Origin of the sequence: Kitasatospora sp. NPDC087314, from assembly GCF_044744365.1 — a bacterium.
Taxonomy (GTDB): domain Bacteria; phylum Actinomycetota; class Actinomycetes; order Streptomycetales; family Streptomycetaceae; genus Kitasatospora.
Genome location: NZ_JBIUYE010000001.1, coordinates 180,927 through 207,177, shown reverse-complemented (window position 1 = coordinate 207,177; position 26,251 = coordinate 180,927). Strand labels below are relative to the sequence as shown.

General features: G+C 73.6%; 25 protein-coding genes and 3 tRNA genes. 13 read left to right on the top strand and 15 right to left on the bottom strand.

What is annotated here, in order from left to right; genetic code table 11:
* Positions 1 to 5: 5 nt before the first annotated feature.
* Positions 6 to 782, bottom strand: a complete 777-nt coding sequence (locus ACIO5E_RS00965; RefSeq protein WP_400661976.1) for a pirin family protein — start codon at positions 780 to 782, stop codon at positions 6 to 8.
* A gap of 208 nt (positions 783 to 990) precedes the next feature.
* Between ACIO5E_RS00965 and ACIO5E_RS00960 the strand changes: the two genes are divergently transcribed.
* From ACIO5E_RS00960 to fabF, 5 genes are all read left to right on the top strand, one after another.
* Entirely contained in the window at positions 991 to 2,187 is a 1,197-nt protein-coding gene (locus tag ACIO5E_RS00960) for a helix-turn-helix domain-containing protein (protein WP_280677216.1), read from the top strand.
* A 90-nt stretch (positions 2,188 to 2,277) separates the two neighbouring features.
* A complete protein-coding gene (locus tag ACIO5E_RS00955; protein WP_400661972.1) occupies positions 2,278 to 3,228 on the top strand; it encodes an ACP S-malonyltransferase in 951 nt (316 codons plus the stop codon).
* Complete coding sequence (locus tag ACIO5E_RS00950; protein WP_400661969.1) at positions 3,225 to 4,256, top strand: beta-ketoacyl-ACP synthase III; 1,032 nt, start codon at positions 3,225 to 3,227, stop codon at positions 4,254 to 4,256. The genes ACIO5E_RS00955 and ACIO5E_RS00950 overlap by 4 nt, the downstream gene beginning before the upstream one ends.
* A gap of 81 nt (positions 4,257 to 4,337) precedes the next feature.
* Positions 4,338 to 4,580: an acyl carrier protein gene (locus ACIO5E_RS00945; RefSeq protein WP_400661966.1), complete on the top strand. Its 243-nt coding sequence runs from the start codon at positions 4,338 to 4,340 to the stop codon at positions 4,578 to 4,580.
* A 183-nt stretch (positions 4,581 to 4,763) separates the two neighbouring features.
* The gene (fabF, locus tag ACIO5E_RS00940; protein ID WP_400661963.1) at positions 4,764 to 6,029 is read left to right on the top strand and encodes a beta-ketoacyl-ACP synthase II; all 1,266 of its coding nucleotides are present in this window, start codon (positions 4,764 to 4,766) and stop codon (positions 6,027 to 6,029) included.
* An 84-nt stretch (positions 6,030 to 6,113) separates the two neighbouring features.
* Here the strand turns inward: fabF and ACIO5E_RS00935 are convergent, their stop codons facing one another.
* Together ACIO5E_RS00935 and ACIO5E_RS00930 are read right to left on the bottom strand one after the other, a co-directional pair.
* Positions 6,114 to 6,608: a DUF3145 domain-containing protein gene (locus tag ACIO5E_RS00935; protein ID WP_188296478.1), complete on the bottom strand. Its 495-nt coding sequence runs from the start codon at positions 6,606 to 6,608 to the stop codon at positions 6,114 to 6,116.
* 351 nt (positions 6,609 to 6,959) lie between these two features.
* Positions 6,960 to 7,985: an NADP-dependent oxidoreductase gene (locus ACIO5E_RS00930; RefSeq protein WP_400661960.1), complete on the bottom strand. Its 1,026-nt coding sequence runs from the start codon at positions 7,983 to 7,985 to the stop codon at positions 6,960 to 6,962.
* A 103-nt stretch (positions 7,986 to 8,088) separates the two neighbouring features.
* Between ACIO5E_RS00930 and ACIO5E_RS00925 the strand changes: the two genes are divergently transcribed.
* A complete protein-coding gene (locus tag ACIO5E_RS00925) occupies positions 8,089 to 8,553 on the top strand; it encodes a MarR family winged helix-turn-helix transcriptional regulator (protein WP_280676885.1) in 465 nt (154 codons plus the stop codon).
* Positions 8,554 to 8,673: 120 nt separating this feature from the next.
* On the top strand, positions 8,674 to 10,248 hold the full coding sequence (locus tag ACIO5E_RS00920; RefSeq protein WP_400661957.1) for an LCP family protein: 1,575 nt from the start codon (positions 8,674 to 8,676) through the stop codon (positions 10,246 to 10,248).
* A gap of 46 nt (positions 10,249 to 10,294) precedes the next feature.
* Here the strand turns inward: ACIO5E_RS00920 and ACIO5E_RS00915 are convergent, their stop codons facing one another.
* The 9 genes from ACIO5E_RS00915 to ACIO5E_RS00875 form a co-directional block, all read right to left on the bottom strand.
* Positions 10,295 to 11,221: a 1-aminocyclopropane-1-carboxylate deaminase/D-cysteine desulfhydrase gene (locus ACIO5E_RS00915; protein ID WP_400661954.1), complete on the bottom strand. Its 927-nt coding sequence runs from the start codon at positions 11,219 to 11,221 to the stop codon at positions 10,295 to 10,297.
* A 68-nt stretch (positions 11,222 to 11,289) separates the two neighbouring features.
* Complete coding sequence (locus ACIO5E_RS00910) at positions 11,290 to 11,940, bottom strand: response regulator (protein ID WP_400661951.1); 651 nt, start codon at positions 11,938 to 11,940, stop codon at positions 11,290 to 11,292.
* 4 nt (positions 11,941 to 11,944) lie between these two features.
* Complete coding sequence (locus ACIO5E_RS00905) at positions 11,945 to 13,228, bottom strand: sensor histidine kinase (RefSeq protein WP_400663372.1); 1,284 nt, start codon at positions 13,226 to 13,228, stop codon at positions 11,945 to 11,947.
* Complete coding sequence (locus tag ACIO5E_RS00900) at positions 13,225 to 13,998, bottom strand: ABC transporter permease (protein WP_400661948.1); 774 nt, start codon at positions 13,996 to 13,998, stop codon at positions 13,225 to 13,227. Before ACIO5E_RS00900 ends, ACIO5E_RS00905 begins: the two co-directional genes overlap by 4 nt.
* A gap of 48 nt (positions 13,999 to 14,046) precedes the next feature.
* Complete coding sequence (locus ACIO5E_RS00895) at positions 14,047 to 14,949, bottom strand: ABC transporter ATP-binding protein (RefSeq protein ID WP_280676895.1); 903 nt, start codon at positions 14,947 to 14,949, stop codon at positions 14,047 to 14,049.
* Positions 14,950 to 15,181: 232 nt separating this feature from the next.
* Positions 15,182 to 15,826 carry a GPP34 family phosphoprotein gene (locus tag ACIO5E_RS00890; RefSeq protein ID WP_400661944.1) on the bottom strand — a complete coding sequence of 215 codons (645 nt, stop codon included), beginning with the start codon at positions 15,824 to 15,826 and terminating at the stop codon, positions 15,182 to 15,184.
* Between the two features lie 38 nt (positions 15,827 to 15,864).
* Positions 15,865 to 16,092 (bottom strand): hypothetical protein, encoded by a 228-nt coding sequence (locus ACIO5E_RS00885; protein ID WP_400661941.1) that lies wholly within the window; start codon positions 16,090 to 16,092, stop codon positions 15,865 to 15,867.
* A gap of 10 nt (positions 16,093 to 16,102) precedes the next feature.
* Positions 16,103 to 17,056, bottom strand: coding sequence for an SPFH domain-containing protein (locus ACIO5E_RS00880; RefSeq protein WP_400661939.1), 954 nt, complete (start codon positions 17,054 to 17,056; stop codon positions 16,103 to 16,105).
* A gap of 520 nt (positions 17,057 to 17,576) precedes the next feature.
* Positions 17,577 to 17,650 (bottom strand) — tRNA-Ile (locus ACIO5E_RS00875).
* A 188-nt stretch (positions 17,651 to 17,838) separates the two neighbouring features.
* Here ACIO5E_RS00875 and ACIO5E_RS00870 point away from each other — a divergent pair.
* Positions 17,839 to 18,690: a trypsin-like serine peptidase gene (locus ACIO5E_RS00870; protein ID WP_400661936.1), complete on the top strand. Its 852-nt coding sequence runs from the start codon at positions 17,839 to 17,841 to the stop codon at positions 18,688 to 18,690.
* Between the two features lie 107 nt (positions 18,691 to 18,797).
* Entirely contained in the window at positions 18,798 to 19,544 is a 747-nt protein-coding gene (locus tag ACIO5E_RS00865; RefSeq protein WP_400661933.1) for a trypsin-like serine peptidase, read from the top strand.
* 112 nt (positions 19,545 to 19,656) lie between these two features.
* Here the strand turns inward: ACIO5E_RS00865 and ACIO5E_RS00860 are convergent.
* A tRNA-Asn gene (locus tag ACIO5E_RS00860) sits at positions 19,657 to 19,729 on the bottom strand.
* 61 nt (positions 19,730 to 19,790) lie between these two features.
* Positions 19,791 to 19,863, bottom strand: a tRNA-Asn gene (locus ACIO5E_RS00855).
* Positions 19,864 to 20,095: 232 nt separating this feature from the next.
* Between ACIO5E_RS00855 and ACIO5E_RS00850 the strand changes: the two genes are divergently transcribed.
* The 4 genes from ACIO5E_RS00850 (at position 20,096) to ACIO5E_RS00835 (ending at position 24,908) form a co-directional block, all read left to right on the top strand.
* On the top strand, positions 20,096 to 20,401 hold the full coding sequence (locus tag ACIO5E_RS00850) for a hypothetical protein (RefSeq protein WP_280676908.1): 306 nt from the start codon (positions 20,096 to 20,098) through the stop codon (positions 20,399 to 20,401).
* A gap of 107 nt (positions 20,402 to 20,508) precedes the next feature.
* Entirely contained in the window at positions 20,509 to 21,942 is a 1,434-nt protein-coding gene (locus ACIO5E_RS00845) for an FGGY family carbohydrate kinase (protein ID WP_400661929.1), read from the top strand.
* Positions 21,943 to 22,039: 97 nt separating this feature from the next.
* Positions 22,040 to 23,443, top strand: a complete 1,404-nt coding sequence (locus ACIO5E_RS00840) for a glutamate decarboxylase (protein ID WP_400661926.1) — start codon at positions 22,040 to 22,042, stop codon at positions 23,441 to 23,443.
* Positions 23,444 to 23,840: 397 nt separating this feature from the next.
* On the top strand, positions 23,841 to 24,908 hold the full coding sequence (locus ACIO5E_RS00835; protein ID WP_400661923.1) for a DUF2690 domain-containing protein: 1,068 nt from the start codon (positions 23,841 to 23,843) through the stop codon (positions 24,906 to 24,908).
* A gap of 13 nt (positions 24,909 to 24,921) precedes the next feature.
* Here ACIO5E_RS00835 and ACIO5E_RS00830 read toward each other — a convergent pair whose 3' ends face one another.
* Positions 24,922 to 26,244, bottom strand: a complete 1,323-nt coding sequence (locus tag ACIO5E_RS00830; protein ID WP_400661921.1) for a sigma-70 family RNA polymerase sigma factor — start codon at positions 26,242 to 26,244, stop codon at positions 24,922 to 24,924.
* Positions 26,245 to 26,251 lie beyond the last annotated feature (7 nt).

Sequence of the window (26,251 nt, the reverse complement as noted above, 5' to 3'; positions counted from 1 at the left end):
CGCCGTCAGCCGTACGAGACCGGCGAGTGCATCTCCCAGAGCAGGAGTTCGGCGCCGGTCTCGCCGGCCGTCGGGTCGGCGAAGGCGTCCCCGGTGATCCGCACGCTGTCGCCCGGAGCCATCGAACGGCCGCCGCCCTTCGGCCCCGGGATCGTCCGGTAGCCGAGCGAACCGGCCGTCAGATGCGCGTACCGCCAGGCGGCCTCGGGCAGTCGGGGCAGCGGCTGCCACGGCCCCGCGGTCGCCAGCCAGAGCGCGGCGTCACTCCGGCGCAGCCGCAGGGCGTCCGTCCCCGCGTCGCGTTCCAGGCCGGAGGCGAGCAGCGTCAACCCGTCGTCGGCCGGTTCCACCCTGCGCAGCCCGTACACCGGGGGTGCGTCGAACACGTCCGGCTGGAGCCACATCTGGACGAAGCGGACCGGGCCGGCGGCCCCGCCGACGTTGCGTTCGGTGTGGGTGACGCCCGAGCCCGCGCCGAGGTGCTGGATCATCCCGGGGCGGACCACCCCGCCGTGCCCCTGGGAGTCCCGGTGCGCCAGCGCGCCCTCGAGTACCCAGGTGAGGATCTCGGTGTCCCGGTGCTTGTGCTCCTCGAACCCCGCGCCCGGGGCGAGCAGCTCCTCGTTGCACGCGAGCAACGCGCCGAAGTGCGTGTTCTTCGGGTCGTAGTGTCCGGAGAAGGAGAACGCGTGTCGGGTCTCGACGCCCTCGGCCGGGGTGGAGAGGTAGCGCTCGGCGGTGCGGCGCAGGTCGGCGCGGGGGCGGGCGGCGGCGTCGGTCACGGACCCCACCGTAGCGGGTGTGACCGGTGCCACCGTGTCGCGTTCGCCGGGGGGTGTGCACGAGCAGTCACTCGCGTGAGGCAGTCTTGTCCTTGTGCCAGCCGCTTCCGCGAACTCCAAGAGCGAACCGAGTCCCACAGCCGAACCGACCGGGAAGAGCCCGGCCCCCAGGGCCGGCCGCGACCGCCCCGGCCGGGCGGCGCCCCGCCTGACCGCGCAGGAGCGCAGAGTCGCGGCCGAGCGGGCCGAGCGCCGGGCGGCGACGCTCAAGCGGCTGGAGAAGTCCTCGGGCAAGCTGGCCAGCGCCGCGATCGCGCGGATGGACGACCAGCTCGGCTGGTACCGGCGGATGCCGCCGGAGCACCGGTCCTGGATCGGCCTGGTCGCCCAGGCCGGCATCGCGGCCTTCACCGAGTGGTACCGCCACCCGGACGCCGCGCAGGCCATCTCCACGGACGTCTTCGGCACCGCCCCGCGCGAGCTGACCAGGGCGATCACGCTGCGCCAGACCGTCGAGCTGATCCGCACCACGATCGAGGTGATGGAGGAGGCCATCGAGGAGGTGGCCGCCCCCGGCGACGAGTCGGACATGCGCGAGTCCGTGCTGGTCTACGCCCGGGAGATCGCCTTCGCCACCGCCCAGGTGTACGCCCAGGCGGCCGAGGCGCGCGGCGCCTGGGACGCCCGGCTGGAGGCGCTGGTGGTCAACTCGCTGCTGTCCGGCGACGCGGACGAGGGCGTGCTGTCCCGGGCCGCGGCGCTCGGCTGGGGCCAGCCGAGCCAGGTCCGGGTGGTGATGGGCAGCGCCCCGGACGGTGACAGCGAGCTGGTGGTCGAGGCGATCCGCCGGGCCGCCCGGTACGCCAAGCTGCACGTGCTGACCGGGGTGCTGGGCAAGCGCCTGGTGGTCGTGGTCGGCGGCGACAAGGAGCCGGTGCACGCGGCCCGGGCGCTGATCGGCCAGTTCGCGCCGGGCCCGGTGGTGGTCGGCCCGACCGTGCCGGACCTGCTCTCGGCGACCCGCTCGGCGCACGCCGCCGCGGCCGGCCTGCGCGCCTGCGCCGCCTGGCCGGACGCCCCCCGCCCGGTGCTGGCCGACGACCTGCTGCCCGAGCGGGCGCTGGCCGGCGACCAGGCCGCCCGCCGCCAGCTGGTGGAGGAGATCTACACACCGCTGGACGAAGCCGGCTCGGCGCTGCTGGAAACGCTGAGCGTCTACCTGGAGCAGGCCTCCTCGCTGGAGGGCGCCGCCCGGATGCTCTTCGTCCACCCCAACACGGTGCGCTACCGGCTACGACGTGTGACCGATGTCACGGGGTACGCCCCGTCCGACGTACGTTCGGCGTTCACGCTGCGGATCGCGCTCGCCCTCGGCCGGCTCACCGCCGCCGGGGAGCCGAGCTGAGCCGAATGTAGGGACCTTACAATCCCGGATGGTTTTCTTCGTTACCGTCGCCTACCCGCCCCTGGGCGCCTGGCGAGAGAGGGTTGAACCGTGCTCGTAATCGTCGCCCCTGGACAGGGTGCCCAGACCCCCGGTTTCCTCAGCCCCTGGCTGGAGCTCGACGGTGTCGCCGACCGCCTGCGCGGCTGGTCGGAGGTCGCCGGGCTCGACCTGGTGCACGCCGGTACCGAGGCCTCCGCAGAGGAGATCAAGGACACCGCCGTCGCCCAGCCGCTGCTGGTCGCGGCCGGCCTGATGACCGCCCGTGAGCTGTTCCCGGACGAGGACGTCGCCCGCAAGCTGGTCGGCGCCGTGGCCGGCCACAGCGTCGGTGAGATCACCGCCGCCGCCGGCGCCGGGGTGCTGAGCGCGCACGACGCGCTGGCCTTCGTCCGCGAGCGCGGCCAGGCGATGGCCGAGGCCGCCGCCGTCACCGAGACCGGCATGATCGCCGTGCTCGGCGGCGACCCGGAGGCCGTCGCGGCGAAGCTCGCCGAGCACGGCCTGACGGCGGCCAACAACAACGGCGGCGGCCAGATCGTCGCCGCCGGCACGCTGGCCCAGCTGGACGCGCTGAGGGCCGACCCGCCGGCCGGCGCCAAGCTGATCGCGCTGAAGGTGGCCGGCGCCTTCCACACCGAGCACATGGCCCCGGGGGTCGAGCGGCTGGCCAAGCTGGCGCCGACGCTGACGGTGGCCGACCCGCAGGTGCGCTACGTCTCCAACCGGGACGGCGAGGTCGTGGACACGGGCACCGAGGTGCTCGACCGCCTGGTGTCCCAGGTCTCCAACCCGGTCCGCTGGGACCTCTGCATGGAGACCCTGGGCCGACTCGGCGCGACCGCCGTCATCGAGCTGTCCCCGGCGGGCACCCTCACCGGACTGGTCAAGCGCAACCTCAAGGGTGTGGCAACGCTTGCCGTCAAGACCCCCGCCGACCTGGACAAGGCCCGCGCGCTCGTCGCGGAACACGGCGGTCAGGACCAGGAGAACCAGGCATGACGAAGCCGCAGATCCGGCCCGCGACCGGGGCGCAGTTCTCGCGCATCCTCGGCGTGGGCGGCTACCGCCCGGTCCGGGTGATCCCCAACGCCGAGGTGCTGGAGTGGATCGACTCCTCGGACGAGTGGATCCGCACCCGCAGCGGGATCGCCGAGCGTCGCTGGGCCGGCCCGGAGGAGAGCGTCTCCGAGATGTCGGTGCAGGCCGCCGGCAAGGCCATCGCCCAGGCCGGGATCGCCCCGGACCAGATCGGCGGCGTGATCGTCGCGACCGTCTCGCACCTCAAGCAGACCCCGGCGATCGCCACCGAGATCGCCGAGCGGCTCGGCTGCGGCACCGCCCCGGCCTTCGACATCTCGGCCGCCTGCGCCGGCTTCGGCTACGGCCTGGGCCTGGCCGACGGCATGATCCGCGGCGGCAACGCCGAGTACGTGCTGGTGATCGGCGTCGAGCGGCTCAGCGACCTGACCGACCAGTCGGACCGCTCGACCGCGTTCATCTTCGGCGACGGCGCCGGCGCCGCGGTCGTCGGCCCGTCCGACACCCCCGGCATCGGCAAGCTGATCTGGGGCTCGGACGGCTCGCAGTCCGAGGTCATCACCCAGACCCAGGCCTGGGACACCGCGTTCGCCAAGCCCGGCGCCGTCAACGGCGTGGGCGAGGAGACGAAGTGGCCGGCCCTGCGGATGGACGGCCAGCCGGTCTTCCGCTGGGCGGTCTGGGAGATGGCCAAGGTCGCCCAGCAGGCGCTGGACGCCGCCGGGATCACCGCCGACCAGCTCGGCGCGTTCATCCCGCACCAGGCCAACATGCGCATCACCGACGCCATGATCAAGGCGCTCAAGCTGCCCGACTCGGTGCCGGTCGCCCGCGACATCGCCGAGACCGGCAACACCTCCGCGGCCTCCATCCCGCTGGCGATGGAGCGCATGTTGGAGAGCGGCGAGGCCCGTAGCGGCGACCTCGCACTGATCATCGGGTTCGGGGCGGGTCTCGTGTACGCCGCGGCAGTCGTTACGCTCCCCTAGGCGCGTTTCGCCCCACTCATCCACAAGCCTGCGTCCGGCCCGCCGGTCGGACGCGTTCAACACCGAAGAGGAGCAGCCAGTATGGCTACCAAGGACGAGGTTCTGGAAGGTCTCGCCGAGATCGTCAACGAGATCGCCGGTATCCCGACCGAGGACGTCGAGCTCGAGAAGTCCTTCACGGACGACCTGGACGTCGACTCGCTCTCCATGGTCGAGGTCGTCGTGGCCGCCGAGGAGCGCTTCGACGTCAAGATCCCGGACGACGAGGTCAAGAACCTGAAGACCGTCGGCGACGCGGTGGAGTACATCCTCACCAACGCCTGACCGATCGATCCGTTCGATCCGTCCAGCACGTCCGGCGTTCACCACGCCTCGGACGGCTGACTCGTCGACCCGGCTCCCCGAGAGCCAGGCCGACCCGCCGGCCGGGACGCCCCACCGGGCGCCCGGCCGGGCCCTTCCTCGGCTCGCCGCCGACCCCGCACAACGTGAGAGAAGAAGAAACCAGTGACCGCTGAAAACCGTACCGTGGTCGTCACGGGTATCGGCGCCTTCACGCCGCTGGGCGGCGACGCCGCCACCACCTGGGAGAACCTGGTCGCCGGGCGCTCCGGAGTGGCGGCCCTGACCGAGGAGTGGGCCGCCGAGCTGCCCGTCAAGATCGCCGCCCGCACCGCCGTGGAGCCGGGCGAGATCCTCCCCCGCCCGCTGGCCCGCAAGCTGGACCGCTCGGCCCAGTTCGCGCTGATCGCCGCCCGGGAGGCGTGGGCCGACGCCGGCTACGAGACCCCGGCCACCGACGACTCCTCCAAGCTCGCCCCCGAGCGCCTGGGCGCGGTCATCGCCTCCGGCATCGGCGGTGTGACCACCCTGCTCGACCAGTACGACGTGCTGAAGGAGAAGGGCGCCCGCAAGGTCTCCCCGCACACCGTCCCGATGCTGATGCCCAACTCCCCGGCGGCCAACGTCGGCCTGGAGGTCGGCGCCCGCGCGGGTGTGCACACCCCCGTCTCCGCCTGCGCCTCCGGCGCCGAGGCGATCGGCTACGCGATCGAGATGATCCGCACCGGCCGCGCCGACGTCGTGGTGGCCGGCGGCACCGAGGCGGCGATCCACCCGCTGCCGATCGCCGCGTTCGCCAACATGATGGCGATGTCCAAGAGCAACGACGACCCCGAGCGCGCCTCCCGCCCGTACGACAAGGGCCGGGACGGCTTCGTGCTGGGCGAGGGCGCCGGCGTGGTCGTGCTGGAGTCGGTCGAGCACGCCGAGGCGCGCGGCGCCCGGATCTACTGCGAGGCCGTGGGCCAGGGCCTGTCCTCGGACGCCCACCACATCGCCCAGCCCGAGCCGACCGGCGCCGGCGTGGCCCGCGCGCTGGCCGACCTGTTCGAGCGCAACGACCTGGACAAGGCCGAGATCGTGCACGTCAACGCGCACGCCACCTCGACCCCGCAGGGTGACACCGCCGAGCTGAAGGCGCTGCGCAAGGAACTCGGCGACGACCTCGACCACATCGCCATCTCGGCGACCAAGTCGATGACCGGCCACCTGCTGGGCGGCGCCGGCGGCATCGAGACCGTCGCCACCGTGCTGGCCCTGTACAACCGGATCGCCCCGCCGACCATCAACGTCGACGAGCTGGACGACGACGTGGACGCGGACATCGTGCGCGGCGAGGCCCGCACGCTGCCCGAGGGCCGGATCGCGGCGCTGAACAACTCGTTCGGCTTCGGCGGCCACAACGTGGTGCTGGCCTTCCGCACCCGCTGAGCCACCGCGCCGGACCGGCGCATCGAGAGGGGCCGGCGCTCGCAGTGAGCGCCGGCCCCTCTCGCACGTTCTCGGGAGGTCGGCTCAGACCACCTGGTGCAGCCAGCGCACCGGCGCCCCCTCGCCCGCGTACCGGAACGGCTCCAGCTCGTCGTCCCAGGGTTTGCCCAGCAGCCGGGCGATCTCGGCCTCCAGGTCGGCCCCCTCGCTGCGGGCCCGCAGCAGGACGGCGCGCAGCCGGTCCTCGGGGATCAGGATGTCGCCGTGGATGCCCGTGACGGCGTGGAAGATGCCGAGCGAGGGCGTGCTGCTGTACCGCTCCCCCTCCGCCGTGGCGCAGGGTTCGCTGGTGACCTCGTACCGCATCAGCTGCCAGCCGCGCAGCGCGGAGGCGAGCTTCGAGGCCGTACCGGGCTCCCCTTGCCAGGAGAGCTCGGCACGCCAGTGTCCGGGCGCGGCCGGCTGGCGGATCCAGTCCAGGCTCACCCGCACACCGAGCACCCCCGCGACGGCCCACTCGACGTGCGGGCACAGCGCGCGGGGCGCGGAGTGGATGTAGAGAACTCCACGTGTCGTCACCGGGACCTCCAGGCTGTGGACGAGGGTCGCCTTCCCCAGCTGCCTCGTGCCTGCAGTTGATCCACAGTTACCCACGTTAGCCGACATTAAGCTACTAAATTGAGCAAAACGGACAGGCTTTCGCTCAATGCTAGTCGAATCCTCAACCAGGTCTACCCCTCGGCTGGATCTCTCCCCCGAACGGCCCCATCGTCGGGCGGGACCCACCGTACCGCGCCGCCCCGCACCATGGATGACACACTTTCGGATCCGGCCGGAATGCGGTAGTGCGACCGATTCCCCCGCGCCCGTACGCAAACCGCCCCGCGCGCCCGGTGGGGCGGCGGGGCGACTCGGTGGCCTGACGCCGGATCAGCCGTCCAGGCGGACCACCATCTTGCCGGTGTTGACGCCGCGCAGCAGGTCGAGGAAGGCGTCCGCGGTGCGCTCGAAGCCGTCCACCACGGTCTCCTCGGAGCGCAGTTCGCCGGACTTCAGCCAGCCGCTCACCTCGGCGACGAACTGCGGCTGCAGCGCCGCGTGGTCGCCGACCAGCATGCCCTCCAGGCGCAGCCGCTTGCCGATCGCGAGCGCCAGGTTGCGCGGGGCGGCGGGGGCGGTGGTCTCGTTGTACTGGGCGATCGCGCCGCAGAGCACGGCGCGGCCGTGCACGGTGAGCGCGCCGATCGCGGCCTCCAGGTGGTCGCCGCCGACGTTGTCGAAGTAGAGGTCGATGCCGTCCGGGGCGGCCTGCGCCAGCTGCTCGGCGACCGGGCCGTCCTTGTAGTCGAAGGCGGCGTCGTAGCCGTAGTCGTCCACCAGCTTGGCGACCTTTTCCGCCGAGCCGGCCGAACCGACCACCAGGGAGGCGCCCTTGAGCTTGGCGATCTGGCCGACCATGCCGCCGACCGCGCCGGCCGCGCCGGAGACGAAGACCTTGTCGCCCTCCTTGAGGCCGCCGACGGCGAGCAGCCCGGCGTAGGCGGTGAGGCCGGTCATGCCGAGCACGCCGAGGTAGGCGGAGAGCGGCGCGGCGGCGGGGTCGACCTTGACCGCGCGGCGGGCGTCCAGGGTGGCGTACTCGCGCCAGCCGAGGCCGTGCAGCACCGCGTCGCCCGGAGCGAAGCCCTCGGCCTCGGAGGCGACCACGTAGCCGACGGCGCCGCCGTCCATGGCCTCACCGAGCTTGAACGGCGGGACGTAGGAGCGCACGTCGTTCATCCTGCCCCGCATGTACGGGTCCACCGAGAGGTAGGCGTTGCGGACCAGGATCTCGCCCGGGCCCGGGGTCCGGACCGGGGCCTCGACCAGGGCGAAGTCGGTCGGCACCGGCCAGCCCTGGGGACGGGCGGCGAGGTGCCATTCACGGGCGGTCGCGGGCGCGGCCTGCTCTGCCATGGGGACGCTCCTTAGTGGTTCTGGTACATGAAAGGTTGAGCTACTGAAGTAACGATGGGCATGAAAGGTTCATGTTGTCAACTTTTCAGGTAGACTGTGCCGTATGGACACCCAGTCGACCCTGGCCGCCACGCCACAGTCCGACGAGATCACCCTTGAGGTCGTCGACCTGATGGCCAACCTGGTCGCGCTGTTCCACCGCGAGTACGAAGAGGCCGCCGCCGCCCGCTCGCTCACCGGCGCCCAGGCCAAGGTGCTCGCCCTGCTGCGGCGCGGACCGATGCCGATGCGCCAGATCGCCCAGACGCTCAGCTGCGAGCCGTCCAACATCACCGGGATCGTCGACCGGCTCGAAGCCCGCGGCTTCGTGACCCGGGAGGCCGACCGGCAGGACCGCCGGGTGAAGCTGGTCGCCGCCACCGAGACCGGCTCCGCCGCCTCCGCGGAGCTGCGCGAGTCGCTCAACTTCGCCCGCGAGCCGCTGGCCGCCCTCGGCCACGAGGAGCGGACGGTCCTGCGCGACCTGCTCCGCCGGATGCTCACCGGAGCCGCCACCCCCGGGGCGTGAGCAGCATCACATCCCCGGAGGGAAATCCGTACCGCCACCGGAGGTAACCGAACCGTCCGTCGAAACGTCTAACGTTCGAACATCGAACACGAGAGACGGAAAGACGGGGGGACACGGAGGATGGGCAGCAGCACGCGCAGACGCCGCTACCTGCGGACCGCCATCGGCCTGGCCGCCGTCCTGGTGCTGTCCGTCGTGGGCGCCGGGGCCTGGTTCTACCACCGGCTGGACAACAACATCACCACCTTCGACGCGGGCGGCGTCGCCACCGAGCGCCCGCCGGCGCCCGTCCCGACCACCCCCGGTGCCTCGGTGCCGGTCAACATCCTGGTGCTCGGCTCGGACACCCGCGACGACGGCAACAACGCGATCGGCGGCGGCGAGGAGGGCGTCGGCCACTCCGACACCGCGATGCTGGTGCACGTCTACGCCGACCACAAGCACGCCGTCGGCGTCTCCATACCCCGGGACACCCTGGTCACCATCCCGTCCTGCAAGCTGCCGAACGGCACCTGGACCTCGCCCCGGACCAGCCAGATGTTCAATTCGGCCTTCACCGTCGGCGACTTCCCCAAGGGCAACCCGGCCTGCACGCAGAACACCGTCGAGACGCTCACCGGCCTGCGGGTCGACCACACCATCGTGGTCGACTTCAAGGGCGCCGCCGCGATGACCGAGGCCATCAACGGCGTGGACGTCTGCGTCCCCAACGACGTCGACTCGCACGGCATACACCTCAAGAAGGGCATGCAGAAGCTCTCCGGACAGCCCGCCGTGGACTACCTGAGAGCCCGGTACGGCTTCGGCGACAACTCCGACATCGGGCGGATGAAGCGCCAGCAGGCCTTCGTCTCCTCGATGATCAAGAAGGTGCAGGGCCAGGGCTTCTCCCTGCCCACCCTGCTCCCGCTGGCCGATGCGGCCACCCGCTCGCTCACCGTGGACGAGGGGCTCGGCACCGCGATGAAGCTGGTCGACTTCACCCGCTCGCTGCAGGACATCAAGCTGTCCGACATCACCTTCGTGACCGCGCCCTGGCGCTTCGCCGGGGAGCGCGTCCAGCTGGTGCAGCCCGACGCCAACACGCTGTGGCGGCTGCTGCGCGAGGACCGCACGCTGGACGGGCAGAGCACCGCCGGCACCGGCACCCCGGCCCCCTCCCCCACCGCGCCCGGCCCCGACGGCGCGGCCGGCACCTCGGGGCCGCTCGCGCCCGAGCAGGCCGCCGCACCGGTGCTCGTGGTCAACGGCGTCGGCACCTCCGGCCTGTCGAACTCCGGCGCGGCGGTGCTGCGGGCCCGGGGCTTCCAGAACGTCGCGCTCGGCAAGCCCACCGGCGGCCGGCTGCAGACCGAGATCAGCTACGACCCGACCCTGAAGGCCGCCGCCGACCAGGTGGCCGCGCTCTTCCCGGGGGCGCGCGCGGTCGAGGAGCCGGGCTCCGAGGCGATCACCGTGACACTGGGCCGCGACTTCCGGCCGAGCCCCGCCACCAAGCTGGACGCGGTCGAGAGCGGTCCGGGCGTGTCGCCCTCCCCCGCCGCGCCGGGCGACCCGGGCGGCAGCCCGAGCGGTGCCCCCGGCACGGCCCCGAGCGGCACCCCGAGTGGCGTGCCCAGCGGGGTTCCCACCGGCATAGCCGAGAACTCCCGCGGCGCCGACACCGACCCGTGCGCCGACCTGACCTTCGGGTGAGCCCGGCCGGCGTGCCCCGCCGGACCGCCACCTGGCCTGCCCGGCCCTACTCCGGGTCGGGCAGGCCGGTGACGACGGCGGTGAGGCGGGTGCCGCGGGGGAAGGCGCCGGCCGCGGCCAGGTCGGTCAGCGCGGCGAGCAGCTTGGCCACGTAGCGGCGTTCCAGCGGGATGCCGTGGCGGCGTTCGAACCGCTCGGCGAAGACGGCCAGTTCGGCCGGGACCTTGCCGTAGCCGCCGCCGTGGTGCGCGTGGTCGATCCGCCAGTTGCCGAACTCCCGGCCGTAGGCGGCCCGGTGGAGCCGGGTGACCTCGCCCTCCAGGTAGCCCTCGCCGCCGCGCAGCACGGCCACGCCGAGCGCCCGCGCGCCCGGCGGCAGGCCGGCCGCGATGCCCGCCAGGGTGCCGCCGGTGCCGACCGGGCAGCAGACCACGTCGTGCCCGCCCAGGTCGGGCAGTTCGGCCGGGATCGCCGCCGCGCCGGTCACGGCCGGCGCGTTGGAGCCGCCCTCCGGGAGCACCAGGCAGGGGCCCCAGCGCCGGTGCGGGCCGACCGCCGTACCGGCGTCGGCGTCGGTACCGTCCTCGGCGCGGCCGGTGGCCTCCCGGTACTCGGCCCGGGTCAGGAACTCCAGCCGCATCCCGGCCCGCTCGGCCGCCCGCAGCGACCAGTTGCGCGGCCGGTCGGCCAGTTCCTCGCCGCGGACCAGCCCGACGCTCTCCAGGCCGAGCGCCCCGGCCGCCGCGGCGACCGCCCGCAGGTGGGTGGAGTACGCCCCGCCGAAGGTCAGCAGCCGGGTGTGGCCCTGCGCGACGGCGGCCGCCAGGTTGGGCCCGAGCTTGCGCCACTTGTTGCCCGGGACACTCGGGTGCAGCAGGTCGTCGCGCTTGAGCCGCAGTTCCACCCCGGCCCGCGCGAAGGTCTCGTCGGTGCAGTCCACCAGCGGGGTCGGCAGCAGGGCGGGTTCGAGCATCCGGCCAGCTTAGACCGACCGGTTCCTGGTGGGTGGGCGTCGCGACGCCCACCCTGTGCCGGTCGGTCTTACGACCGGCCGGTCGGGGTGAGCAGGCCCAGGTTGTAGGCGGCGGCGACGGCGGAGGCGCGGTCCTTGACGTCGAGCTTGGCGTAGACGTGGATCAGATGGGTCTTCACGGTGGCCTCGCTGATGAACAGCCGGGCGGCGGCCTCCCGGTTGGTGGCGCCGGAGGCGACCAGTTCCAGCACCTCCAGCTCGCGCGGGCTGAGCGGTTCCCGGGCGGGCGCGCGGACCTGGCCGAGCAGCTTGGCGGCGACGGTCGGCGCGATCACCGAGGCGCCGCGGGCGGCCTCCCGGACGGCGTGGAACAACTCCTCCCGGGCGGCGTCCTTCAGCAGGTAGCCGGTGGCGCCGGCCCGGACGGCGGGGAGCACGTCGGCGTCGGTGTCGTAGGTGGTGAGCACCAGGACCCGCCCGGGCAGGCCGCGTTCGGCCATCTCGCGGATCGCGGTGACGCCGTCCATCCGCGGCATCCGCAGGTCCATCAGCACCACGTCCGGGCGCAGCGCGGCGACCAGGACCAGCGCCTCGGCGCCGTCCCCGGCCTCGCCGACCACCTCGAAGCCGGGGGCGGCGGTGAACATCCCGCGCAGCCCGTCCCGGACCACCGGATGGTCGTCCACCAACAGCAGTCTGATCGTCGTTCCGTCGCTCACGGCTCTACTCCTCCACGCTGATCGCCGGCAGGGTCGCGGACACCGTCGTGCCGGCGCCCGGTTCGGTCTCCAGGTCGAGCCGCCCAGCCAGGCGCTGTACCCGGCGGCGCATCACGTCCAGACCGTAGCCGCCACCGGTGGCCCGGGAGGCGGGCTCGGCGGCCGGGTCGAAGCCGACGCCGTCGTCCCGGACGTCCAGGGTGACCAGGCCCGCCATGTACGAGAGGGTGACGCCGACCCGGGAGGCCCGGGCGTACTTGGCCGCGTTGGCCAGCGACTCCTGGGCGATCCGCAGCAGGGTCACCTCGACCTCGGGGTGCAGCGGGCGGGCCTCGCCGGTGACGGTCAGCCCGGCGGCGGCGCTGTTGCGCTCGCGCCACTGCTCGACCAGCTCCGCCAGCGCCTCCGGCAGGGCGGCCCGCTCCAGCTCGATCGGGCGCAGCGCGTGGACGGCCCGGCGAGCCTGGGTCAGGCTCTCCCGGGCGAGGGCCGCCGCGTTCGCCTGGTGGCGGTCGGCGGCCGCGGCGTCCTGGGCGCGGCTCTGCTCGGCGGCCTGGAGCTGGGTGACGATCCCGGCCAGGCCCTGGGCGACGGTGTCGTGGATCTCCCGGGCGAGCCGGCGGCGCTCGTCCGCGGCCCCGGCCTCCCGGGCCTGGACGAGGAGTTGGGCGTGCAGGCCGGCGTTCTCGGCGAGCATCTCGGTGAGCAGCCGGTTGGCCTCGGCGAGTTCGGCGTTGGCGGCCTTGCGGCGGGCGCTCAGCCGGTCGGCGACCTCGCGGAGCGCGAACATCAACCCGACCACCATCAGGTTGAAGGCGACGACGGTCAGCAGTCCGCCGAACTTCGCCAGGCTGTCGGGCAGGACCCCGCCGACCTGGGAGAGCGAGGTGGGGACGGTGGCCGCGGCCGCGCCCGCCATCCGGCCCCGGCCCCGCAGGTACCGGGCGGCGTGCAGGTAGCCGGCGAAGGCGAAGAAGCCGAAGAGCGGATTGTCCAGCACCAGCACGGTGGTCAGCGCCAGCAGGACGGCGAAGTGGGCGCCGGTGTACCGGGCGCGGCCGTCCGGGCCCGGCCTGCGGTCCAGGGCCGAGCGCAGGAGCAGCCACAGCAGCGTGGCGGCCGCCACCGGGAGGGTGGCGGCCGCGGAGCGCGCGGTCGGGACGGGGACCAGCAGGGCCAGGGCGGTGGCGATCAGCAGGGCGACGTAGCAGAGCGGCCCGATCAGCCGGTCCAGCCGGTCCAGCCAGTCGCCGAGCGCGTCCTCGTCGGCCGGTGGCCGCTTGATCATTCCCACCGGAACAGCCTGGCAGCCGCGGCACCCGCGAGCACCGCGTACGCCGCGAGTGTGAGCAGGCCCACGGCGTGCGGGAAGTGCCCGGCCCAGGCGTCCTGCAGGGTCTGCACGGCGGCCCCGCTGGGGGTGAAGTCGCCGATCCGGTTGAGCAGGGCCGGCATGAACTCACGCGGCAGCCAGATCCCGGAGAAGAACATCATCGGGAAGAAGGCCAGCGCGCCGACCGCGTTGCCGGCCTTGGCGGACGGGACGACCGCGGCGAGCAGCAGGCCGATCGACAGCAGCGCGGCGGCGGCCAGCAGGAAGGCCAGCAGGAACCCCAGCGGCTGGCGCGGCAGCGCCACCCCGAGCAACGGCCCGGCCACCACCACCAGCAGCACCGAGACGACGGCGACGGCCAGGTACAGCGGGAGCAGCGCGCCGAACAGCAGCGCCGGGCGGACCGGGCTGGCGGACATCCGGCGCAGCACGCCGCGTTCGCGGTAGGCGGCGAGCAACGAGGGCAGGCCGTTGAGGCCGAGCAGCAGCAGGGTGAAGACGGCCAGGATCGGCGCGTACAGCTGGATGGTGCTCAGGCCGTGCATGTCGGGCGAGGTCTTGCGCAGGGCCGGGACGGAGCCGAGGACGAGGAACAGCACGACGGGGAAGGCGAGGCCGAAGAAGGCGGTCAGCGGCTCGCGGAGGAACAGGCGGGCCTCGGCGACGGCCAGGCGGCGGACGGCGTGGGCGGTGTGGTGGGCCGCGTGCTGGGCGGTGTGGTTCACGGTGGTGGTCCCCTCGGACGTGGTGACGGCGGGCGCGGTGACGGCGGGTCAGGAGTCGTGGCGGGTCAGGGCGAGGTAGGCGTCATCCAGGCTGTGCTCGCGGATCCGCAGCCCGGTGACGACGATCCCCTCGCGGGCGAGCAGGCCGGTGACCTCGTCGGCGAAGTCCCCGACCCCGGAGACCTCGACCCGGCCGTCCCGCTCCTCCACCCCGGTGACCCCCGGCAGGGCCGCCAGCCGGGCGGTGTCCAGCGGCGCGGTGGGGCGGAAGCCGAGCGTGCCGCCGGTGCCGGAGCGGGCGATCAGCTCCGCGGGGGTACCGGTGGCGACGATCCGGCCGCCGTCGAGCACGGCGGCCCGGTCGCAGAGCGCCTCGACCTCGTCCATGAAGTGCGAGACCAGCACCACCGTCACGCCGTCGTCGCGGATCCGCCGGATCAGCTCCCAGGTGTCGCGGCGGCCCTGCGGGTCGAGCGCGGTGGTCAGCTCGTCCAGGAAGGCCACCTCGGGGTTGCCGATCAGGGCGAGCGCGATGAACAGTCGCTGGCGCTGGCCGCCGGAGAGCTTGTCGAAGGGCGTCCGGCGCTGGTCGGCGAGCCCCCACTCGTCCAGCAGCTCCCGCCAGTCCCGGGGGTTCGGGTAGAGCGCGGCGTACAGCTCCAGCGCCTCGCCGACCCGCAGCGCGCCCTGCAGCTGGGCCTGCTGGAGCTGGATGCCGATCCGGGGCCGCAGCCGGTGGGCGTCCTTCACCGGGTCCAGGCCGAGGACGCGGACGGTCCCCGTGTCGGCCCGGCGCAGGCCCTCGCAGCACTCCACGGCGGTGGTCTTGCCCGCGCCGTTCGGCCCCAGCAGGCCGAACACCTCGCCACGCTCCACGCCGAAGGAGACGCCCTCCAGCACCTGGCGCCGCCCGTAGGCCTTGCTCAGCCCCGCCACCTCGATCACGGCCATCGCGCCGCTCCCTCCCGTCCGTCCCCGCTGGTTCCCGGCCACGTTTCCCGGCCTGCAACGAGCTTCCCGCGCGGGGCCACCGCCGCGGATCGACCGGACGGTCAGAGCCGCTGGTGGACGCGGTGGAGGGGGGATCAACCGATCGGTGGATGGGGGCGGCGGCCTGGCACGCGGAAAGCCCGGCCGCCGTGTCGGCGACCGGGCTCGGGTGCGGGTTCGGGATGCGGGTGGGTCAGGCGGCCGTGCCGTCGGCGCGGCTGGTGTTGATGGCCCGGCGCAGGGCGCGCGGGACGGGGCCGGCGGCGGGCGCCAACTTGTCGATCCGGGTGCGGAACTCGCGGCTCTGGCGCCACGTCAGAGCGGATCCCAGCCGGGCGGCGTCGACCAGCGCGACCAGTGCGGCATCCGCCGGGTCGACCCGGCTGAGCGGCGACTTCAGCGCCGAACCGACCGACGCCGCCAGCGACTTGCGCAACCGGGGCTCCCGCAGGGTGACCCGGGCGCAGGGGAACAGCCCGAGTACGCGGCGCTGCTCGATCCGGATCCGGCCGGCCGCGGCCAGCCCGTCCCGGACCACCCGGGAGGCCCGGGACACGGGGCCCTGGCGGCGGCCGACCCAGCTCTGCCAGCTGCGCCGCCGCCCCTGCCGGATCAGTTCCAGCATCGCGGTGGAGAGCGGGTCGAGGCCGTCGGCCTGCGCGCCGTCGACGGCGGCCGGGTGCCGGCCGTCGTCACGGATCAGTCCGCGCCGCAGGAGTTCGGCGAGCGCGGCGGCCCGCAGCACCAGGTCGAGCCTGTCGGTGGCGGTGAGCCGCTCGCGCTCGGGGTTGTAGGCGAGCAGGTACAGCTTCTCCGGCAGGGCGGTGGGCAGGTCCATGGTGGACTCCAAGCAGATGGACGGTGGGGTGGGCCCGGTCAACCGGCGTCCGAATCGCCGGTCTCCGGGCTCTCCTTGGGCGGTCGGCCGCGCCGGGGAAGCCGGGCCGCGCCGCCGGGCATCCGGCCCGCGTCGCTGAGGGCGCGGCGGAGCAGGAACTCGATCTGCGCGTTGGCGCTGCGCAGTTCGTCCGCGGCCCACCGGGCCAGCGCGTCGTGGACCGCCGGGTCCAGCCGCAGCAGGATCTTCTTCCGCTCCGTCGCCAACGCCCGCGCCTTACTGGTAGAGGGAGCCCGTGTTCACGACGGGCTGGGTGCCACGGTCGCCGCAGAGCACCACCAGGAGGTTGCTCACCATGGCCGCCTTGCGCTCCTCGTCCAGTTCGACGACGTCGCGCTCGGCGAGCCGGTCCAGCGCCTCCTCGACCATACCGACGGCGCCCTCGACGATCAGTCGGCGAGCCGCGACCACCGCGCCGGCCTGCTGGCGCTGGAGCATCACCTGGGCGACCTCGGGCGCGTAGGCGAGCCTGGTGATCCTGGACTCGACGACCCGCACGCCGGCCGAGACGACCCGGGCGGAGATCTCGGCGGAGAGCATCCGGGTGATCTCCTCCGCACCGTCGCGCAGCGACAACTGGCCCTCGCGGTGGGCGTCGTACGGGTAGCTGCTGGCGATGTGCCGGACGGCGGTCTCGGTCTGGATGGCGACGAAGTCGGTGTAGTCGTCCACCTCGAACACGGCCTTGGCGGTGTCCTCGACCTGCCAGACCACCACGGCGGCCATCTCGATCGGGTTGCCGTCCGCGTCGTTGACCTTGTTGGTCTCGGTCTCGTGGTTGCGGATCCGGGTGGAGATCCGGCGGCGGCTGGTGAACGGGTTCAGCCAGGCCAGGCCCTCGGCGCGGATGGTGCCGCGGTAGCGGCCGAGCAACTGGACCACCCGGGCCTCGCCGGGCGAGACCACGGTCAGCCCGCACATCAGCAGCAGCGAGCCCAGTACGAGCACGGGCCCGGCGACCAGCAGGGCGATGCCCAGGCCCTTGGCCCCGCCGGCCAGTTGGACACCGCCGGCGATGACCGCCCCGACCCCCACGACCAGGCCGAGCAGCGTGCCGCCGAGCACCGGCAGACCCGCGGCACCGGTGATCACCCGCTCGGTGATCTTGGGGACCGGAAGGTCCAGGACAGGGCCGTCTTCGACGTCGACGGCGGAACGCGGTGTGGCCATGGGACCAGCTCCTCCAGCGAGTGTGTCCGCTTCTGCTGTCAAAGTGATATCACTTTTTTCGTGGACGACACCAGAGGACGGACCGCATCCGCTTCGGAGACGCCCCCGGCCGCACAGAACAGCCCGCAGAAGGCCGGCCCGCCCACCCGGTCCACGCTCAGCCCCGGTCCGCCGCAAGGGATTTGGGCATCGGCCCGCTCGGCCGTCGTCATCCGCGGACACCGGTGCGACGAGGCGCCGTCGGACACGGCCGCGCACCGCACCCGGATTGGAGGACCGCCGAACGCCGCGAAACGGCGGAGCCGGGGCCGTTCGACCATCCGGCGGAGCCATCGGCCGGCAAACCCGCTGCTCAGACGCGCCGACCGTCAGCGCAAGGTTCCCAGGACGTTCCCATGCGGGTGAACATCGGCGCGCAATCACGACCGCCCAGCGGTCATTCGCCTACAGTTCTCCCAGGCGGTTCGCGCGTTTCCGCAGGTCAGTGGCCCGCCCCGGGAAAGGGTCGGCAGGCTGGAAGTGGGGCGGGTGGGACTCGAACCCACGACCAAGGGATTATGAGTCCCCTGCTCTAACCGGCTGAGCTACCGCCCCGGTTCGCCGCGTGCGCCGACGTCGGCCACGGCAGCAGCAGACGGCCCCGAAAGGCCGTCCCGGGCAGCATAGCCGGTCGATCACCCGTGATGCGCGCCGGGGGCGCGCATGGGTGCGCACAGGTGTGCGCCTCTCCGGGACGCGCGGTCCGGGTGGCGCCCGGGTGCCCGGGCGGGCAGCCTGGACGGATGACGATGCGTGGGAGGGCGGTGGCCGGAACGCTCGCGGTGCTGCTGGCCACGGCGGGCTGCACGACCTCGACGCGGCCCAACGGGGGCGCACCGACGGTCACCTCGGCGGCGGCCACGCCCTCGGGCCCCGGCAACAGCCACGGCTGGAACCGGCAGCGGTTGAAGGGGGCCGTCGCCAAGCACACCGGGATCACCCGCACCGCCCGACCCACCGTGCTCAACGGCCTGGTCGGCGCCGTCTTCACCCGCAACGCGGACGGCGACCACTTCTGCACCGCCAGCGTCGTCGACAGCGCCGGGCTCAATCTGATCGTCACCGCCGCGCACTGCGTCTGGGACCCCCAACTCGGCCAGCGCAGCGACCTCGTCTTCATCCCCGGCTACCGCAACGGCGACACCCCCAGCGGCGTCTGGCCGCTGCTGGCCGTCACCGTCGACGACGGCTGGAAGGACCACGCCGACCCGGACGTGGACGTCGCCTTCGCGATCGTCCAGGCCCAGAACGGACAGCAGGTACAACAGGTGCTCGGCGCCAACAAGCTGGGCGTCGGCCGGGGCTACCAGGTGCCCGTGCGGATCACCGGCTACCCCGGCAGCAGCGATGTCCCGATCACCTGCTCCAACACCACCACCGAGCAGAGCTCCACCCAGCTGCGGATCGACTGCCCCGACTACACCGGCGGCACCAGCGGCAGCCCGTGGGTGACCGACTTCGACCCGAGCACCCGCACCGGCACCGTGGTCGGCGTGATCGGCGGCTACCAGGAGGGCGGCAACAGCCCGGACACCTCGTACAGCAGCTACTTCGGCGACCGCGTGCAGGCGCTCTACGACCGGGCCACCGGGTGACGAGGGCGGAGACAGTGGCGCCACCGGGCGCGGCCTGGTAGATCTTCCTCACGAACGGCGGAACGCACGAGCCCGGTGCCCGCCCCGAGGAACGAGACGGAGCCCCGATGGCCCCCCGCCCGGCACGGCCCGCGCGCGTGGCACGGACGGTCGCGCTGACGGCCCTGCTGCTCACCGCCGGCACCGCGTGCGGCGGCCAGGACCAGGCGCACACCGCCGAGGTCGCACAGCAGAGCGCCGCCCGCGACCGGATCGGCACCCTCTCGGTCCGGACGGCCCAGGGCCCCCGGGCCTGCACCGCGAGCGTCGTCCAGAGCCCCGCGCGCAACCTGCTGGTCACCGCCGCGCACTGCGTGCAGAGCCGCCGGATCGGCCTGCTGGACGGCCTGGTGTTCACCCCCGGCTACCGCAACGGCTTCTCCCCGTACGGCAGTTGGCCGGTGCGGCAGATCACCGTCGACCCGCGCTGGGCGTCCGACGACGACCCCGAGTACGACGTGGCCTTCGTCACCGTCGGCCCGGTCGACGGCAAGCAGGTCGAGGACAGCGTCGGCGGCAACCCGATCGCCACCAACCAGGGCTTCGGGTTGGCCGTCTCGGTGACCGGCTACCCGAGCGAGCGCGACGAGCCGATCACCTGCGCGGTCAGGACCCGCTCGCAGAGCCCGACCCAGGAGCGCTTCGACTGCGGCGGCTACACCGACGGCACCAGCGGCAGCCCGTGGGTGACCGACAACGGCGTGGTGGTCGGCGTGATCGGCGGCTACCAGGAGGGCGGGGAGACCCCCGGCACGTCCTACAGCGTCACCTTCGACCAGCGGGTCGCCACGCTCTACCAGCAGGCGACCACCTGAGCCGTCCGTCCGGGAGACGTGACGGACGCGACAGCGGGCACGGCAACACGAAGGCCCCCCGGTCATCCGAGGGGCCCTCGCTCTGAGCAGTCACCGGGCGGACCCGATGCAGCTCCCGCATTTGGACTCGAACCAAAAACCTGCCGGTTAACAGCCGGCTGCTCTGCCAATTGAGCTATGCGGGATCGCGGTACCCAACTTCCGTACCACGGAAGGGAGGAGCACTCTTGCAAGTCCTCTCCCGAGCTCCCCCAATTGGACTCGAACCAATAACCTGCCGATTAACAGTCGGCTGCTCTGCCAATTGAGCTATGGGGGATCGGCTTCCGCTTCGGCCCCCGGTTCCCCGGGCTCCTCGGCGCTCGCTGCGGGACATACATTAGCGCACTCGGGGGGGTGGTCCGCCAATCGTTTCGCCGGGTGGCCGCCGGGGCGCCCGCCCGGCGTGCCCGGCGAGCGCCCGGCACGGCGTCCGGGGATGCTGGGGGCACGGACGGTTCGCCGTCCCGACGGACGGGTAGGGCATTGCGGCAGAAGGCCGCCAGGAGAGGGTGGATCCGATCATGTGGAAGCTGTCGATGGCCGCGGGGTTCGCGGCCGGGTACGTCCTGGGCTCCCGGGCCGGGCGCCGGCGCTACGACCAGATCGCGAAGGTCACCCGGCAGATCGCCCAGAACCCCACGGTGCAGGGTGCGGCGGACCGGGCCAGGCACCAGGCCGGCGCGGTCGCCGGGAAGGCCGCCGACGCCGTCGCGGACAAGGTCGGGGGCCGGTTGCCGAACGCCGTCACCGAGCGGGTGCCGTACTTCAACCGCTCCCGCGCCGAGGACGACGGCTGGGGTACCTTCCGTCCGTGACGGGGCGGTGACGCCAGGGTGTACCGGGGCCCTGGGCAGCGTTCCGAACGGGCAACACCTCACCCGGCCCGGACGCGTCCCGGGCCGGGCTGAGGCATGATCTCGACATGGCCATCGTCGCGGGGATAGACAGCTCGACCAACCGCACCCGGATCGTCGCGTGCGACACCGACACCGGCGCCGTCCTGCGCTCCGGAAAGGCGCCGCACCCCGTCCCCGAGGACCCGGCCACCCGCCTCGGCGAGGCCGACCCGCAGATCTGGCTGCACTCGCTCGGCGACGCCGCGGCCGGCGGCCTGCTGGAGGGCGTCCGCGCCATCGGCGTCAGCGCGCAGCAGCACGGCATGATCGGCCTGGACGCGGGCGGGGTGCTGGTCCGGCCGGCGATCCTCTGGAACGACCCGCGCTCCGGCGGCGCCGCCGCCAAACTGCTGGACGAGCTCGGCGGCCCGGCCGCCTGGACCGCCGCGATCGGCGCCGTCCCCGCCCCGACCTACACCATCGCCAAGCTGCGCTGGCTGGCCGAGTTCGAACCGGCCAACGCCCGCCGGGTGGCCGAGGTGCTGCTGCCGCACGACTGGCTGATCTGGCAGCTGCTCGGCCACCCCAAGCGCCGCACCACCGACCGGGGCGACGCCTCCGGCACCGGCTACTGGTCGCCGATCACCGGCGAGTACCGGCAGGACCTGGTCGAGCTGGCACTCGGCCATCAACTGAGGCTGCCCGAGGTGCTCGGCCCTGCCGAACCCGCCGGGCACACCCCCGAGGGCCTGCTGATCTCGGCCGGCACCGGCGACAACATGGCCGCCGCGCTCGGCCTCGGACTGCGCCCCGGCGACGCGGTGGTCTCGCTCGGCAGCGCCGGAACGATCTTCGCGGTGCACGAGCGGGCCGTGGTGGACGCCACCGGGCTGGTCTCCTCCTTCGCCGACGCCGGCGGCCGCCACCTGCCGATGGTCGCCACCCTCAACGCCGCCCAGGTGCTCCGCTCCACCGCGGCGATGCTCGGCCGGGACCTGGACGGCCTGAGCGACCTCGCCCTGCACTCCTCCCCCGGCGCGTACGGGCTGGTGCTCCTCCCCTACCTCGACGGCGAGCGGACGCCGGCCCTGCCGCACGCGGCCGGCACCCTGACCGGCCTGCGGGCCGAGTCGATGACGCCGCAGCACCTGGCCCGGGCCGCCGTCGAGGGCATGCTGTGCAACATCGCGGACGCCCTCGACGTGCTGCGCGCCCAGGGCGTCGCGGTGCGGCGGGTGTTCCTGCTCGGCGCGGCCGGGCGGCTGCCCGCCGTCCGGCACATCGCTCCCCCGCTGTTCGGCGTCCCGGTCGTGGTGCCGCCGCCGGGCGCCCACGCCGCCCGCGGGGCCGCCCGGCAGGCCGCCTGGGCGCTGGCCGGCACCCCGGAGCCGCCGGCGTGGGAGCTGCCGGACGCCGAGACCGTCGAGCCCGAGGGGGAACAGGACCTGGCGATCGGTTCGGCGGTGCGTCAGCAGTACCGCGCCGCCCGCGAGCAGATCCACCCGGAGACGGCGGCCTGACGCCCGGCCCGAACCGCCCGGTGAAGATGCGTCACCCGGCGGCCGGTGGCAGCGTGGGACGGGACACGGCCACCGGCGTGAAGGGCGGCAGGATCCCATGGCGCTGCACAAGGGGGCCGGCGACGACCGCCGGCTGAGCATCAGTCCGTTCATGGGCGCCGCCGACCCGCTGGGCACGATGGAGCTGGCGCCGCCGCTGCACCGGCTCGGCTCGGGGCCCGTCACGGCCGACACCGCGTACCAGCTGATCCACGACGAGCTGATGCTCGACGGCAACGCCAGGCTCAACCTGGCGACCTTCGTCACCACCTCGATGGAGGCGCAGGCCACCCGGCTGATGACCGAGTGCCTGGACAAGAACATGATCGACAAGGACGAGTACCCGCAGACCGCCGAGCTGGAACGGCGCTGCGTGGCGATCCTCGCCGACCTCTGGCACGCCCCCGACCCGGGCAGCGCGGTCGGCTGCTCCACCACCGGCTCCAGCGAGGCCTGCATGCTGGCCGGCCTGGCGCTCAAGCGCCGCTGGATGCGCCGCAACGCCGACCGCTACCCGGCCGGGGCCCGGCCCAACCTGGTGATGGGCGGCAACGTGCAGGTGTGCTGGGAGAAGTTCTGCACCTTCTGGGAGGTCGAGGCCCGCACCGCGCCGATGGAGGGCGAGCGCTTCCACCTCGACGCCGAGCGGGCGGTCGCGCTGTGCGACGAGAACACCATCGGCGTGGTCGGCGTGCTCGGCTCCACCTTCGACGGCTCCTACGAGCCGATCGCGGAGATCTGCGCGGCCCTGGACGGGTTCCAGCAACGCACCGGCCTCGACATCCCGGTGCACGTGGACGGCGCCTCCGGCGGCATGGTGGCCCCCTTCCTCGACCCCGGGCTGGTCTGGGACTTCCGCCTCCCCCGGGTGGCCTCGATCAACAGCTCCGGGCACAAGTACGGCCTGGTCTACCCCGGCGTCGGCTGGGCCCTGTGGCGCGACCAGGAGGCGCTGCCGGAGGAACTGGTCTTCCGGGTCAACTACCTCGGCGGCGAGATGCCGACCTTCGCGCTCAACTTCTCCCGCCCCGGAGCCGAGGTGGTGGCGCAGTACTACGTCTTCCTGCGGCTCGGCCGGGACGGCTTCCGGGCCGTCCAGGGCGCCTGCCGCGAGGTCGCCACCCACCTGTCCGGGGCGATCGGGCGGTTGGGCGGCTTCCGGCTGCTGACCCGCGGCGACCAACTGCCGGTCTTCGCCTTCACCACCACCGACGACGTGCCGTTCGACGTGTTCGACGTCTCGCGGCGGCTGCGCGAGCGCGGCTGGCAGGTGCCCGCCTACACCTTCCCCCCGAACCGGACGGACCTGTCGGTGCTCCGGGTGGTCTGCCGCAACGGCTTCTCCCGGGACCTCGCCGACCTGCTACTGACCGACCTCACCCGGATCATGCCGGAGCTGCGGCGCCAGCCCGGCCCGCTCAAGGAGCTCGGGATTCCGGCCCGGTCGGGCTTCCACCACTGACGGCCACCGGGACGTGATCACGGTGGGGAGAGCAGCGAAGCGCCCTCCCCACCGTGCGTCCCGGACGAACCGGGGCAGCCTCCCCCCGCGAGGCTGCCCCGGCCGGTGGGGGAATCGGGACGTGGATGCCGGACTTCGGACCGGTGACCGGTCCGGGTCCGAACGACGCCGCCGGGTGGCGAACCACACCGACCAGAGAACTGTGCACGACGAACGCGTGCGGGTTCGAGCGTTCCCGGGGGTTGTGAGACACTTCCGTCCGTCTCAGCGCCATGACCTGGGGTTTGGGACGCCAGGCCGATGAGTTTGGAGAAGCGGAGACACCCGGACGCCGCAGGCCGGAGCCCGTTCCGCGTTCCCCGTTCCCCGTGTCCGTCTCGCATCGTTGGAAGGCCCCATGGGTTCCGCCTGGAAGAACCTGCCCGAAGAGCTGTCCGAACCCGCCAGACGTCTGGCCGAGGAACTCCGGACCATCAAGGACGCGGCCGGACTCTCGCTGTCCGAGCTGGCCGCCCGGACGCACTACAGCCGGGCCTCCTGGGAGCGCTGGCTCAACGGCAAGCGGGTCATCACCGAGCAGGCGCTGGAGGCGCTGGCGGGGGCGGTGGACTGCGACCGGGCCGCCCTGCGGGCGCTGTGGGAGCAGGCCGTGGCGACGCCCGGGGAGGACGGCGAGTCCGTCCCGGCCGAGGCTCCCGAGGAGGACGCGGCGGCCGCGGAGCCCCCGGCGGAAGGGCCCTCCGCGCAGGAGCCCGCGGCCGACCAGCCGGACCAGCCGGACCTGTTGGGCGGGACCGACCGGCCCGGCGACGCCGGGAGGCCGCCGGTGGCGTGGCGGCGGCACCCGGCGACGCTGCCGGTCGGCGCCGCCCTGCTGGTGACCCTGCTGGTGCTCGTCGGCCTGCGGATCACCCGGCACCAGGAGCAGCCGGAGGCCGTCGCCGAGCCCGTCCCGACCGCCGCGCCGACCGCCACCGAGGCCAAGCCCGTCCCGGCCACCCCCATCTGCCAGGCCGTCGGCTGCGCGCACAAGGATCCCAAGGCCACCGGCTGCGGCAAGGACGCCCGGACCCTGCAGACCGACGTCATCGGCAAGGTGGTCGTCTACCTCCGGTACAGCCAGACCTGCCAGGCGGCCTGGGCGGCGATCACCGAGGGCCAGCCGAAGGACTACGCGACCATCACCGACGGCTCCGGCGAGAGCGAGACGGCGCTCATCCACTGGGGCTACGACAACTACTCGTCGATGCTGGACGCGGCGGACCCGGCCACCACCTTCCAGGTCTGCGGGTACCAGCCGGCCGGGCACGTCTGCACCCCGACCGTCTCCGACCTGGCCGCCGTGGTGGCCTCCACCCCGATCCCGATCGGCCCCGCCTCACCGCCCCCGGGCACCGGCACGGGCTCGGCGGCCACCGCGCAGCCGTCCCCCGCCCAGCCGACCACCGCGCAGCCCTCGCCGTAGGCGCCGGTCGGTCTTAGTCGAGGTACCCGCGCAGCTGCGCCGCGAAGGCGTGGTCGCGGAGCTTGATCAGCGTCTTCGACTCGATCTGGCGGATCCGCTCCCGGGTCACGCCGAACACCGTGCCGATCTCCTCCAGCGTGCGCGGACGGCCGTCGTCCAGCCCGTAGCGGAGCTGGACGACCTGGCGCTCCCGCTCGCCCAGGGTGGCCAGGACCGCGTCCAGGTGCTGGCGCAGCAGCAGGAAGGTGGCGGACTCCGCGGGTGAGGCGGCGTCGGCGTCCTCGATCAGGTCGCCGAGCGCCACGTCGTCCTCCTCGCCGACCGGGGTGTGCAGCGAGATCGGCTCCTGGGCCAGCCGGAGCAGTTCGCGCACCCGCTCCTCGGTCAGCTCCAGGGCGGCGGCGATCTCGGCCGCGGTCGGTTCCAGGCCGCGTCGCTGCAACAGGGCGCGCTGCACCCGGACCACCCGGTTGATCAGCTCGACCACGTGCACCGGCACCCGGATCGTCCGGGCCTGGTCGGCCAGCGCCCGGCTCATCGCCTGCCGGATCCACCAGGTGGCGTACGTGGAGAACTTGTAGCCGCGGGCGTAGTCGAACTTCTCCACCGCCCGGATCAGGCCCAGGTTGCCCTCCTGGATCAGGTCCAGCAGGGTCAGCCCACGGCCCACGTAGCGTTTGGCGACGGACACCACCAGGCGCAGGTTCGCCTCGATCAGCCGGCGCTTGGCGATCCGGCCCAGCACCACCAGGGTGTCCAGTTCGCGGGCCAGGTGGTCGGGCGGCGGCGGGTCGCCGTTCAGCCGGTCCTCGGCGAACAGGCCGGCCTCGACCCGGCGGGCCAGCTCCACCTCCTCGACGGCGGTGAGCAGCCGGACCCGGCCGATCTCGCGCAGGTACTGGCGGAGCAGGTCCGCCGCCGGTCCGGCGCCGCCCTCGGCCTGCGGGCGGGACTCCTCCCCGTCCCCACCGTCGGGGGACTCGCCGTCGGGGGACTCGCCGCCGGGGGACTCGCCGCCGGACTCCGGGGCCTCGCCGTCGAGCCCGGGCGCCTCGCCGTCGAGGTCCGGCTCCGGGCTCTCGGGGTGCCCCTCCGGCAGGCCCTGGGCGGGGACCCGGGCGCCGTCCGGGGGCGCGGCCCCGGCCCGGCCGTGGTCCGTCTCCTGCTCCCCGGTCGGGCCGCCGGGGTTCGGTCGGGTACTGGTGGTGGTCGGTGCGGCGGGCGCACCGGAGGTCGCGGCAAGGCCTTGGTCCACGGGCATCCCTCGGGGCGGGCGCGACTCTGGCGGACCCGCGCTGGACGGAGGTGGGACGCCCTCCAGTGTGCGGTACGCCACGCTCCGT